Below are 11,590 nucleotides of genomic sequence, written 5' to 3'. Positions count from 1 at the left end.
GCCCATGGCCGGACCAGAGCACGGCCGTTACGCCTCGATGCCGCAGGACCCCGAGACCCTGCCAAGCACCGGACCGCCGGGGCCCGCGCCGTCGATGCCGTTGGACGAGATCGACATTCGTGTCCTAGACGACAGGTCGACCGGTGAGTTCACCAGGCGGCTCTGGTGGCGGGTCGTGGTGCCCGTCCCCGAAGTTCCGCTGTTACACGACGTGATCGCGGCGTACGTGTGTGACGTGTACATGATCGACCCTGCGCTGCAGGTGCACGGTCATTCGATGATGGCCAGAACCCACCGCAGTGGTACGACCGATTCGTCGATCTGGTTTCACCGGCCGGTGCGGGCCGATCGCTGGAATCTGCTTGAGACCAAATCTCCCGCGGCGGCCCGAGGACGAGGTGTGATCACCGGCAGCTTGATCGGTGCCGACGGCGAGATCGCCGCCACCGTGGCGCAGGAGGGTCTCATCGCGGAGCGGGAGCAGCCCACCCCGAGCTGACCTGCAGTGCCGCGCGACGACGAATCTTCTTGCGGGCCATGGTCACCACCATCGTCAGCAGGATTCCCGTCAGCATGGACGCGACGACGCCCAACAGCCGGTGTTCGGAGAACAATGGGTACACCTGGTAGTGCACGAGATAGATCAGTAGCGATGCCTCTGCGACCACTCCGGCCAACGCCGTGAGAGCCGATGGGCATCGGATGGCGGGCAGCCAGATGAGCAATGCCAAGCCCGTGAACACCAGCAGTTCTCGGTGGGGGTTGCCGAAGTAGCCGATGAGACCGACGGCGAGAATCGCGGTGACGGCGGCGCGCTGCCACGCGGTCGAGGATTTCGACGCCGCCCACCCGATCGCGAAGAACCAGAAGGCGAGCATGGTGAACCACGCCTCGCGGTCCATTCCGAATCCGTCGAAGCGGATCGCCAGTCCCAGCGCCAGGAAGGCAGAAGCGAATGCGAATGGCCAACGCCGCTCCAGTCGGTCGGCGAGCGGCGTGAAGCACACCACTGCCAAGACCACCAGAATCCAGACCACCACTTCGACGAACCAAAGCCTGCCGGCCGTCATGCTGTCGCTGGGACCCAGAAACTTGTTGGCCAGTAACAGATTCGATGCGGCGTAGTCGTCGGTGATGACCAGGGCGATGGCCACCCACAACACCGAAGGCACGGCGATCCACGCGATCGTGTTGGCAAGGTGGCGGGCCCGCTGGATCCGGGGCAGGGGGGTCAGGCAGAAGCGGCCGAAGTTGTAGCCGGCGATGCCGAGCAGGATGTGGGCACCGCCCCACAGCGTGTACAGCCCGGCGTGCGAACCGACGATCAGCGCGATGGCAATGGCACGCAGGGCGACGCTGGTCTCGACCGTGGTGCCCCACCACCGGCGGGGTCGGCCGGTGGACTCCAGTTCGTGCAGCGGCAACCGCTGCCACTCGGCGGGGAGATGGCCGAGCGCGCGTTCGAGCCGAACCGACATCGACACGTACGACAGCGAGTTTCCGCCGAGGTCGACGAAGCTGGCCCGCGGGTCGATCGACGCCGGGTCAAGGGCAAGCACGTCGGCGAACAGCCCGCGCAGATCGAGCGCGTCGGGCACGGCGGTCTGGCTGGCCAACTGCCGAACCCCTTGGAAGTCGGGTTTACCCGTTGCCAACCGAGGGATCTCGTCGACGTTTAGGACTCGGATCGCCGATCGGGGAAGGCCCGACGCGGCTGCGGCAACGAGGCCCACGTCGCACTCCGCGGGATGGTTGGTCGTCGCCACCAACAGGGCGCCGTCCCCCTCGGCGCAGATCGCGGCCACGTCCTCGGCCTGCAGCGCGGCCTCGACCCGTTGCAGATCGATGCGTAGGCCGAAGAGCTTCACGAAGCGGCTGATGCGACCGACCACCTCGTAGAGTCCATCGGAGTCTCGGCGTGCGAGGTCGCCGGTGTGCAGGGCCTCGATCGTGCTGCCCGTCGCGAGGTCGCCGCGATCGTGTGCGTAACCCATCATCACGCCTGCGCCGCGATACACCAGTTCGCCGACGTCGTCTGGCATGCCGTCGACCGGTTTGACGTCAAAACTGCCACCGGGAATGGGCACTCCGATCGAGCTCGGTTTGTCGTGCGCGAGTTCCGGTGGAAGATAAGCCATTCGGGCGGTGGCCTCGGTCGCACCGTACATGACGAAGAACTGCCACCCCCGACGGCGGCCGAGTGTCGCAAGTCGCCGAACGTGATCGGGTTGGAGCCTGCCGCCGGCCTGGGTGAGATAGCGCAGGTGCGGCAGCGACATGGCCTCGAACCCGATGCGGTCCAACAGGTCGAAGGTGTGGGGTACACCGGCGAACGTCGTACCGCGGTGCGTAGTCATCAGGTCCCAGAACGCGTCGTGGACCACGGAGTGGTCGGTCAGGATCAGACCGGCGCCGCGCAGCAGGTGACTGTGAATGACCGAAAGGCCGTAGCAGTAGGACATCGGCAACGTCGTTGCGGCCCTATCGGTATGGCGGATGTCGAGATAGGTGGCGATGGCCTCGGCGTTGGTGGCGACGTTGGTTCTCGACAGTCGCACCAGCTTCGGTGATCCCGTACTGCCGGACGTGGACAGCAGCAGAGCCAGATCCGGATGGAGTTCGTGGGCGGGCGGGTGGCGGTGCGTCACGTCGCCGTCGCGGATGATGACGTCGGGGTCGTAGGCGGCTAGCACCGCCGTGTGATCGACATCGGCGGGTACGGGCAGCACGACGTGGCCGCCCGCCAGCGCGCCGAGGTAGTTCACCAAGGTGTCCGTGTCGTTGCGGGTCTCGAGCATGACGAGTCTGCGTCGGGTGCCGAGGTCGGAGGCGCTCGCGGCGACGTCGTCGGCGAGGGCGCGGTACGAGATTTGCCGATTCGCGGTCAGCACCGCGGGATCCTCACCGCGCGATGCGAGATGGTCGATCAGTCGATTCAACGTTACGGCGACCGGTCGTCGAGAACGACGGCAGGCCCGACGACGTCCACGCGGACCTTGGCGTCGACACCCGGCGGGTCGAGGCTGTGCTGGCGGACCGTGATCGGTTCGCCGACACCGGGATCGACGACGAGCAGGACGTCGTGCCCGCGGAACTCCGAGGACAGCACGGTGCCGACCCCCGCACCGTGGCCGTCGTCGGACACGGTGGTCGCGATGAGCTGCTCGGGTCGGAGCATGAGGGTCGCCGGGCCGTCGGCCGCGCCGGCGCGCACGGGCAGCCGGCCCAGCACGCACTCGGCGACGTCCGCGGCGACGGTGCACGGCAATAGCACGCAGTCACCGAGGAACTGCGCGGTGAACGTGTCCTCGGGGGTGAGATACACCTGTTGCGGCGTGCCCACCTTGGTGAATCGGCCGTCGCGCATGACCGCGACCTGGTCGGCGATCGAGAGTGCCTCCTCCTGATCGTGGGTCACCAGGAGCGTGGTCACGTTGGCCTCGGCGAGCAGTTGCGCGACGGCCTTGCGGGTGGATGCGCGCAGGCCGGTGTCCAGTGCGCTGAAGGGTTCGTCGAGGAGCATCAGCGCGGGCTCGCGCGCGAGCGCCCTCGCGAGTGCGACGCGCTGCTGCTGACCACCTGAGAGCTGATGGGGCCGCCGCCGTTCCATGGACGCGTCGAGGGACACGGTGGCGAGCAGTTCGGCGACCCGCGCACGGGTGCTGCGGGCACTTCCACTCAGTCCGTAGGCGATGTTCTGGCCCACCGTCAGGTGTGGGAACAGGGCACCGTCCTGCGCGACGTAACCCACGTCGCGGCGGTGCGCCGCGGTGACGCGTTGGCCGCTGGCCACCGTGTGTCCGGCGATGGAAATCGTTCCGCCGTCCGGAGTCTCGAAGCCGGCGATCAATCGCAGCAGGGTGGTCTTGCCGCAACCCGATGCGCCGACGACCGCGGTGACCGTGCCCTTGGGCACGGTCAAATCGACGCCGTGCAGGATGGGTTGACCGCCGAAGGACATGGCGAGACCGGTGATCTCGAGCGCGTTCGCCGTCACAGTGCGGCCGCCCTCGTCGACTGGCGGAACAACACCAGGGTCACGGGCACGGACAGCGCGACGAGCAGGAGCGCGTACGGGGCCGCGGCCGCGTAATCGAGCTCGCTGCTCAGCGACCAGAACCGCATCGCCAGCGTGGTGGTGCCGGTCGGGGCGAGCAGCAGGGTGGCGGTGAGTTCGGTGGCGACGGCCACGAACACCAGGGAGGCGCCTGCCGCGGCGGCAGGAGCGGTGAGCCGCAGCGTGACCCGTAGGAACGTCCCGGTTGGTGACACGCCCAACGACCGCGATGCCTCCTCGATGCCCGTGGGAACTTGGGCCAGACCGGAGCGGAGGTTGACCATGGCGCGCGGCATGAACATCAACACGTACGCGGCCAACACCAGCGAAACCGTCTGGTACAGCGGCGGTGCGAAGCGGATGGCGACGGTGACCAGGGCCAGCGCGGTAACGATTCCCGGCATCGAACTGGTGACGAAGTTGGCTCCCTCGACGAAGCGGGCGAAGAATCCTCGGTACCGCACGGCCACCCAGGCGAACGGGAAGGCGAGCACCGTCGTTGCCACGGCGGCCGCGGCCGCCAGACCTGCGGTCTGGAGGGTGGCGGGACCGATCTCGGCCTGCGTCCAGACCGCCGAGCCGCCAATCCACAGCCAGCGGGCCACCGTCCACACTGGCACGCCGAGCGCCAGCACCGCGAGCGCCACTAGTGCGGTGGCGGCAGGAATGGTCATGCCACGCAGGCGATGTCGGGATAGTTGACGCTGCGCACCCGAGCCGATCCTCGCGTACCTCGCGTTGCCTCGGGCGGCCGCCTCACCGACGAGGAGAAGCAGGCAGATCAGCACCAGAACACCGGCAAGCGTGCTGCCCGCCGCGCCGTTGAACGTGGCCTGAAACTGTTCGAAGATCGCGGTCGTCAGGGTGGCGAAGCGCAGCATCGCGAAGGCACCGTACTCCGCGAGCAGGTGCACGCCGATCAAGAGGCCGCCGCCGAGGATCGCGAGTCGCAACTGCGGGAGCACCACCCGCCAGAACGTGCCCGTTGGGCTGGATCCCAGTGCCCGTGCGGATTCCTCGATCGCCGGGTCGAGCCTGCGCAGCGTGGCCGCGGCCGGCACGTAGACGAAGGGGAAGTAGGACATCGTCGCCACCAGAATGCCTGCCAAGAAGCCGTGCAACGAGGGCACGACACTGACCCACGCGTAGCTGTTGATGAACGCGGGCACGGCCAACGGCGCGACGAACAGTGGTCGCCAGAGTGAACGTCCCGGCACGTCGGTGCGCTCCACCAACCAGGCCACACCGATGCCGAGCACGACACACAGTGGCACGGTCACGATGACGAGACCGATTGTGTTGACCAGCAATTCGCCAACGCGAGGGCGCGCGACGAGCGCGTACACCTGGGACGGCCCGGTGGACACCACCGACCAGGCGACGTAGCCGAGGGGCACGAAGGTGACCGCGACGAGGACCGCGACGGCGCCGATGAGGCGCGGGCCCGGGCGGGCGCCCGCACCGTCGGCGGACTTCGAGGGGGCCGCCGCCGGGACCGGATCGGTGATCACCTAGCGCGCCATCTAGAGCAGGCCGGCCTTCGTCATCAGATCGGTGACCTTCTTGGCGTCGAGGTCCGACGGATTGACGGCAGGGGCCTGCAGGTCGGCGAGCGGTACCAGCGCGGGGTTGGCGGGCACCGCGCTTGCCACCGGGTACTCGAACGAGGTGCCGTTCTGCAGAATCTCCTGACCGGCCTTGCTGGTGACGAACGTCAGGAATCGCTGTGCCTGATCCTTCTTCTTGCTCGACGCGAGCACGCCGCCACCGGAGAGCGAGACGAAGGCGCCCGGATCGGAGTTGCGGAAGTAGTGCAGCGCGGTGTTGCCGCTGATCTCCTTGGTGCTGGCCTGATCCCGGAACCAGTAGTAGTGGTAGATGACGCCGCCGTCGACTTCACCGGCATTGATGGCTCGCAGCGTGGCGATGTTGTCCTGGAAGATCTCGGCGTTTTCCTTCATCCCGGCAAGCCACGCCGCGGTCGCGGGCTCTCCGGTGAGGTCGAGCATCGCGGCCACGATCGCCTGAAAGTCGGGCTTGACGGGTGGCGCGCCCCATCGGCCCTTCCAGGCCGGCTGTTCCAGATCCATGATCGACTTGGGTAGCTGAGCTTCGGTGAGCTTCGACTTGTTGTAGGCGAAGACCGTCGTGCGTGCGGCGACGCCGGTCCACTTGTTGGTGGCGGGTCGGTACTGCGCGGGCACCTGGGCGATGGTGGCCGGGTCGACGTCGGCGAACAAGCCCGCCTTCTCGACTGCGGCCATGGCAGGCGAGTTCTCGGTGAGGATGATGTCGGCGGGGGACGAGGCGCCCTCGGCGATCAACTGATTGCCCAGTTCGGTGTCGCCACCCTGGCGGTAGGTCACCTTGATGCCGGTCGCCTTGGTGAAGGCGTCGATCCACTCCTTGGTCAGCGACTCGTGCTGGGCGTTGTAGATCAGCAATCCGTCGGACTCGTTGGACGACGACGAGCACGCCGTCGCGCTCGCGATGAGGCCGACGGCAGCAAGCAGGACGCCGATCCGCCTCCAGGGTGACCGCATCGACTACATCCCTTCCGCGCCGGTCATGGCCGGGCAGCGCTCGTCAAGGTGAGGATAGCCTAACGAACATACCTGGGTGCTTTCCTCGCGGGTCTGGGTGCTGCCGCGAAGGTAGCGCCGGACCTGGCACGACCGCGAAACGACTTGTGTCAGTTGCCAGGACGACGGGTACACGATTCTGTACGTTGACTGAAATACCCCAGCGTCCGTTCGACACCAAAGGAATCAACGACATGAATCTGTTCGCCACCACCTTGCGTCGCGGCGCCATCGGCATCTTCGGCGCAGGTGCGGTCGGGGTCCTCGTCGCGGGCGCAGGGATTCTGCCTGCCGCCAGTGCCGCGCCGTGCAAGGCCAGCGGATTCGCCGTGACGGCCAGCGGCGTCTTGAGCTCAGCGAGTGGCTACCTGGATGCGCATCCGGGTGCCGACGACGTGTTGACCGCTGCCGCCAACCAGCCGGCGGCTGAGGCGCAGACCTCGGTGCGGGGCTACTTCCTCGCCCATCCGAGCGAGTTCCTTGACCTGCAGCGGATCGTCCAGCCGCTGAAGGACGTCAAGAACCAGTGCGGCATCGACATCTCGCCGAGCCAGTTGGCCACGCTGTTCGAGGCGGTGTCCTGAGCCGTCTAGCTCGCGGCGGGGCCGAAGACGCCGGCGCGGACCCCGGCCATGGTTAGGGCCACCGCGCATCGAACGTCGGCGGCCGAGATCGGTGCGGTGTCGGTCAGGAACCGGTAATACAGCGGCGCCGACAGGTGGCGGACCACCTCGCGTGCGTCGATGCCATGAGGGGCCTCGCCGCGGTCGACCGCTTCGGTGACGAAGGGTGACACCTCGTCGATGCGCTTGCGGTAGAACGCCGCCAGCGCATCCGCGGTGGTCGGATCGCAGGTGGCGGTGGCGATGATCGCCTTGAAGAGCGGGCCCTGGCGCGGGTCGGTCAACGTGCGCCGGATCAGTTTCGCGGCTACCAGCAGGTCGGTCGACAGCGAGCCGGTGGCGGGGCGCCGCGACGAGGTGTCTGCCATGTCGACCAGCAGATCGGCGACGAGCGCCGGAACCGACCCCCACCGCCGGTAGACGGTCGACTTGCCGACCCCGGCCCGCTGGGCGACCGCGGCCAATTCGATTCCCTCGAGACCGGATTCGACGAGCAGTTCGGCAGCGGCGCGCAGGACCGCGTCCCGGACGGCGGCGGTGCGGCCGCCGGGTCTGGTCACGGCTGTCATGCGCCCATCATAACGGGACTGCAGTGTCGTTAAGGGCGGATCGGTGGTAGCTTCACTAATGGGAACATCGTCTTGTTAGGGAGTGGACGTGGAGTATCGGCAGGTAGGCAGTTCGGGACTTGTAGTCTCTGAATTGAGTTTTGGCGCAGCGACGTTCGGCGGCCGAGGCGACTTCTTCGAAGCCTGGGGCGCCGTCGACGTCGACGAAGCGCGCCGCATGGTCGACGCCTGCCTGGACGCCGGGATAACGCTGTTCGACACGGCCGACGTCTACTCCGACGGCGCGTCGGAGGAGGTGCTCGGGGCGGCGTTGAAGGGCAGGCGCGATCAGGTGCTGATCTCGACGAAGGCCGGACTGCCACTCGGTGCCGGGCCCGGTCAGGCGGGAACATCGCGTTCGCGGCTCATCGAGGCGGTGGAGAACGCGTTGCGTCGCCTGGGCACGGACCACGTCGACCTCTTTCAACTGCATGCCTACGACGCACACGCCCCGGTTGACGAAGTGCTCGACACGCTGGACGTCCTCATAGGCCAGGGCAAGGTCAGATACGCCGGAGTGTCCAACTTCTCGGGGTGGCAGCTAATGAAGTCGCTGTCGGCCGCGGACGCCGCTCACCGGTCGCGCTACGTCGCGCATCAGGTGTACTACTCGCTGATCGGGCGGGACTACGAGTGGGAACTGATGCCCCTGGCCGTCGACCAGGGCGTGGGTGCCCTGGTGTGGAGTCCGCTGGGCTGGGGACGGCTGACAGGTCGCATCCGGCGCGGTGCGGCGTGGCCCGAACGCAGCAGGCTGCACGCGACGGCGCAGGCGGGGCCGCCCGTGGACGAGGCGTTGCTGTTCGACGTCGTCGACGAACTCGACGCGATTGCCGAGGAGACCGGGCGGTCGGTTCCCCAGGTGGCGCTGAACTGGCTCCTGCGGCGGCCGACCGTGTCGTCGGTGATCGTCGGCGCCCGGGACGGCGCCCAACTGGCCGAAAACCTGGGAGCCGTGGGATGGGCACTGGGTGACGAGCAGGTCGCGCGTCTCGACGCGGTGAGTGCCCGGGAAGCGCCGTACCCGTACTTTCCCTACCACCGGCAGGCCGGGTTCGCCCGACTCAACCCACCGATGTTCGCTCGGGCCTAGGCGGGTAAATCCGTGTACTGGAGGGTGTATCCGTCCGCGCTGAACGTGAAGCCCTTGCCGGTCACCTCGCTGGCGCAGGAGATTCCCGTCGCCTCCTGCACGTTGCAGCGGAACCCGGAGACGATCAGCACCTTGCCGAACGGCAGAACGACGGCCGGTCCAGGAACCAACGAGTATCCGGGCGCGTCGAGTGCGGCGAATCCAGGCTCGGCAAGCCTGCCGACCTGGATGGCATTCGGCGCGCTGTTCGTTGCGTCTTGTCCCGGCACGGTGGCGGGCGCACCCTTGACGGGAATGGTCGATCCGGTGGCCGACTGGCAGCCCGCCGTGTCCCGCGGGATGATCGCACACACCCACCGCTTGCTGGGACTGGTGAAGTAGTAGGCCGTCTGTCCGTCCGACTGAGGCGAGGCGTAGTCGAAGGCGTTTGCCAACGTGTCGTTGGTGGGGCGGCTTGGCAACGGGGGTGGGGCGGTCGTACTGGTCTGTGTGGTGGGACGGGCGTCGTCGGTGTTGACGATGGTTCCTGAGTCGCAACCGACGCCGACTACCGCAGCTGCCGCGAGTGGTAGGACGGACAAGAGGGCCCTTGGGCGTAGTCGGCCAGCCATGAGCGCCATCCTCGCACGAAGGTTCTGGAACGATCGGTTAACAATCGGTACGATCAAGACATGGCACGCCCACGGAAGTTCGCGGAGGAAGACGTCGTTGCGGCCGCGCGCGAGCAGTTCTGGTCGGCCGGTTACGCGGGCACGTCGTTGGAGGACCTCACCGAGGCGACCGGCCTCGGCCGCGGAAGTCTCTACGGCGCGTTCGGGGACAAGCACCAGCTCTATCTGCGGGCGCTCGACGACTACTGCGCCGCCACCATGGGGTCGGTCGCCGATGACTTGGGAATCCCGGGCGTCCCGGCGTTCGACCGGCTGGTCGGTCATCTCAGGAACGTGGCCGGCGCCACGCCCGCGGAAGCCAAGCGCGGTTGTCTGATGGCCAAGAGTGCCGCCGAGTTGGGTTCCACGGACAAAGACGTGGCCCGTCGGGTCAAGGCGTCGATGCAGAAGTACCAGGCGCTGCTCGCCGACACCATCGCGGAAGCGCAGCGCGACGGCGACATCGATCCCGCCACCGAACCCGACCAACTGGCGCTGCTGGTGCTGACTCTGCTCCGGGGTTGCGAGGCGTTGCGCAAGTCGGGATATCCGCCGGCTCGCCTGCAGGCTGTCACCGAGAACTTCATCGCGCTGCTGCCAAGCACTCGCTGACGGCGGCCGGCAAGACGAACGCGAAGCTTTCTCAGACGCCACGGCGTTGTCCGGCACCGCTGTGCCCGTTAGCTTTTCGTTCATGACAACAGTGCTGATCACGGGATGCTCATCCGGCTACGGCCTCGCCACCGCGCAGAAGTTCCTCGACGAGGGATGGAACGTCGTCGCCACCATGCGAACCCCGCGCCACGACGTCTTGCCCGCCTCGGACCGGTTGACGGTGCTCCCGCTCGACGTGACCGATCCGGGCAGCATCGCCAACGCCGTCCAGTCCAGCGGCCGCATCGACGTCCTGGTCAACAACGCGGGAATCGGCGCCGTCGGAGCGTTCGAGGCCACTCCGATGGACACGACGCGAGAGTTGTTCGACACGAACACCTTCGGCGTCATGGCGATGGCCCAGGCCGTCGTCCCGCAGATGCGTTCGCGCGGCTCCGGCGTCATCGTCAACGTCACCTCCAGCACCACGCTGGCCGCCATGCCGCTGGCCGCGGTATACACCGCCAGCAAGTCCGCGATCGAGGGCTTCTCCGGATCGTTGGCGTTGGAACTGGGCTTCTTCGGCGTGCGGGTCAAGCTCGTCGAGCCTGGTTACGGACCGTCGACGGCGTTCACCAGCAACGGCACCGAGCGGATGTCGGGACTGATTCCCGAGGAGTACCTGCCGTTCGCGGCACCCGTCCTGGACGCGTTCGGTCAACCTGGCGAGGTGACCACCCCCGGCGACGTCGCCGACGTGGTGTTCAGGGCCGCCACCGACACGTCGGACCGGCTGAGGTTTCCCGCGGGTCCCGATGCCGTGGCGTTGGCCCAGTCGACCTGAGGCGATTGGGCGCGGCGCCACGCTAGCGTTTGCGGCATGGGCGACGCCGAACCGCTGGAGCAACTGATGTCGCTGCTGCGCCCCGAGGCGGTGCTGGCCAAGGTCATCACGGGCGGTGGGCAGTGGAGCGTGCGCAAGCCGCGCTACGGCGACCCCGCGTTCTGCCTGATGCTCGACGGGTCGTGCCTGCTGGAGCCCGAGGGGCTCGACGCCGTCGAGCTACGCCGCGGTGACTTCCTGCTCTTTCCACGGACGCCGGAGTTCACCATGAGCGGAAGCCCGGACGTCACGCCCATCTTCGCGCCGCTCGACCACTCCCGTGACACCCACCACGGCCCCGAATCGGAGCCGGTCAGCATGCGGATGGTCGGCGGGTACTTCCGGTTCGACCCGGCCAGCGCCGCCCTGTTGGTGGCGCTACTTCCGCCGGTCGTCCTGGTCCGGGGTGGACAACCGGGTGCGGCCAGGTTGACCCGGCTCGTCGAACTCATCGCCGAGGAAGCAGACACCGACGGGCCGAGCCGTGACGTGATCCTCAA

12 protein-coding genes are annotated in these 11,590 nt (G+C 67.6%); 6 read left to right on the top strand and 6 right to left on the bottom strand.

The genetic code is table 11. The features are described from left to right. A partial coding sequence (locus QOD90_RS22630) for an acyl-CoA thioesterase (protein ID WP_526353268.1) occupies window positions 1-499 on the top strand: 499 nt, incomplete at its 5' end. Here the strand turns inward: QOD90_RS22630 and QOD90_RS22625 are convergent. Genes QOD90_RS22625 through QOD90_RS22610 form a run of 4 tightly spaced genes read right to left on the bottom strand, consistent with a single transcriptional unit; the run spans window position 465 to window position 6,600 of the window. Next, the gene (locus tag QOD90_RS22625; RefSeq protein WP_526353266.1) at window positions 465-2,891 is read right to left on the bottom strand and encodes an AMP-binding protein; all 2,427 of its coding nucleotides are present in this window, start codon (window positions 2,889-2,891) and stop codon (window positions 465-467) included. The genes QOD90_RS22630 and QOD90_RS22625 overlap by 35 nt on opposite strands. A gap of 50 nt (window positions 2,892-2,941) precedes the next feature. Continuing rightward, window positions 2,942-3,997 carry an ABC transporter ATP-binding protein gene (locus QOD90_RS22620; protein WP_526353264.1) on the bottom strand — a complete coding sequence of 352 codons (1,056 nt, stop codon included), beginning with the start codon at window positions 3,995-3,997 and terminating at the stop codon, window positions 2,942-2,944. After that, window positions 3,994-5,568, bottom strand: a complete 1,575-nt coding sequence (locus tag QOD90_RS22615; RefSeq protein ID WP_526353262.1) for an ABC transporter permease — start codon at window positions 5,566-5,568, stop codon at window positions 3,994-3,996. The genes QOD90_RS22620 and QOD90_RS22615 overlap by 4 nt, the downstream gene beginning before the upstream one ends. A 12-nt stretch (window positions 5,569-5,580) precedes the next feature. After that, window positions 5,581-6,600: an iron ABC transporter substrate-binding protein gene (locus QOD90_RS22610; protein ID WP_526353260.1), complete on the bottom strand. Its 1,020-nt coding sequence runs from the start codon at window positions 6,598-6,600 to the stop codon at window positions 5,581-5,583. 185 nt (window positions 6,601-6,785) lie between these two features. On the opposite strand from QOD90_RS22610, the gene QOD90_RS22605 reads away from it, so the two are divergent. Beyond that, window positions 6,786-7,223, top strand: coding sequence for a hemophore-related protein (locus tag QOD90_RS22605; RefSeq protein WP_526353258.1), 438 nt, complete (start codon window positions 6,786-6,788; stop codon window positions 7,221-7,223). Between the two features lie 5 nt (window positions 7,224-7,228). On the opposite strand, the gene QOD90_RS22600 is transcribed toward QOD90_RS22605, so the two are convergent. Further along, a complete protein-coding gene (locus QOD90_RS22600) occupies window positions 7,229-7,831 on the bottom strand; it encodes a TetR/AcrR family transcriptional regulator (RefSeq protein WP_526353256.1) in 603 nt (200 codons plus the stop codon). An 88-nt stretch (window positions 7,832-7,919) separates the two neighbouring features. Between QOD90_RS22600 and QOD90_RS22595 the strand changes: the two genes are divergently transcribed. Beyond that, complete coding sequence (locus QOD90_RS22595; protein WP_526353254.1) at window positions 7,920-8,963, top strand: aldo/keto reductase; 1,044 nt, start codon at window positions 7,920-7,922, stop codon at window positions 8,961-8,963. Here the strand turns inward: QOD90_RS22595 and QOD90_RS22590 are convergent. Next, entirely contained in the window at window positions 8,960-9,574 is a 615-nt protein-coding gene (locus QOD90_RS22590; RefSeq protein WP_526353252.1) for a hypothetical protein, read from the bottom strand. The two genes, QOD90_RS22595 and QOD90_RS22590, sit on opposite strands and share 4 nt — an antisense overlap. Window positions 9,575-9,634: 60 nt before the next feature. Here QOD90_RS22590 and QOD90_RS22585 point away from each other — a divergent pair, with 60 nt between their 5' ends. From QOD90_RS22585 to QOD90_RS22575, 3 genes are all read left to right on the top strand, one after another. Beyond that, window positions 9,635-10,225, top strand: coding sequence for a TetR/AcrR family transcriptional regulator (locus tag QOD90_RS22585; RefSeq protein ID WP_526353250.1), 591 nt, complete (start codon window positions 9,635-9,637; stop codon window positions 10,223-10,225). Window positions 10,226-10,307: 82 nt separating this feature from the next. Next, on the top strand, window positions 10,308-11,051 hold the full coding sequence (locus QOD90_RS22580; RefSeq protein WP_526353248.1) for an SDR family oxidoreductase: 744 nt from the start codon (window positions 10,308-10,310) through the stop codon (window positions 11,049-11,051). Window positions 11,052-11,087: 36 nt separating this feature from the next. Next, window positions 11,088-11,590, top strand: a 503-nt coding sequence (locus tag QOD90_RS22575) for a cupin domain-containing protein (RefSeq protein WP_526353246.1), incomplete at its 3' end; no start/stop codon positions are given.

This window comes from Mycobacterium sp. (assembly GCF_032161845.1).
In the GTDB taxonomy this organism is placed as follows: Bacteria; Actinomycetota; Actinomycetes; order Mycobacteriales; family Mycobacteriaceae; genus Mycobacterium.
This window is presented reverse-complemented; position numbering and strand designations above follow the sequence as displayed.

Bases quoted from the DNA above. Each gene is read 5' to 3' on its own strand.
- QOD90_RS22610 (WP_526353260.1), bottom strand. From the start codon at position 6,600: ATGCGGTCACCCTGGAGGCGGATCGGCGTCCTGCTTGCTGCCGTCGGC.
- QOD90_RS22600 (WP_526353256.1), bottom strand. From the start codon at position 7,831: ATGACAGCCGTGACCAGACCCGGCGGCCGCACCGCCGCCGTCCGGGAC.
- QOD90_RS22590 (WP_526353252.1), bottom strand. From the start codon at position 9,574: ATGGCTGGCCGACTACGCCCAAGGGCCCTCTTGTCCGTCCTACCACTC.
- QOD90_RS22585 (WP_526353250.1), top strand. From the start codon at position 9,635: ATGGCACGCCCACGGAAGTTCGCGGAGGAAGACGTCGTTGCGGCCGCG.
- QOD90_RS22580 (WP_526353248.1), top strand. From the start codon at position 10,308: ATGACAACAGTGCTGATCACGGGATGCTCATCCGGCTACGGCCTCGCC.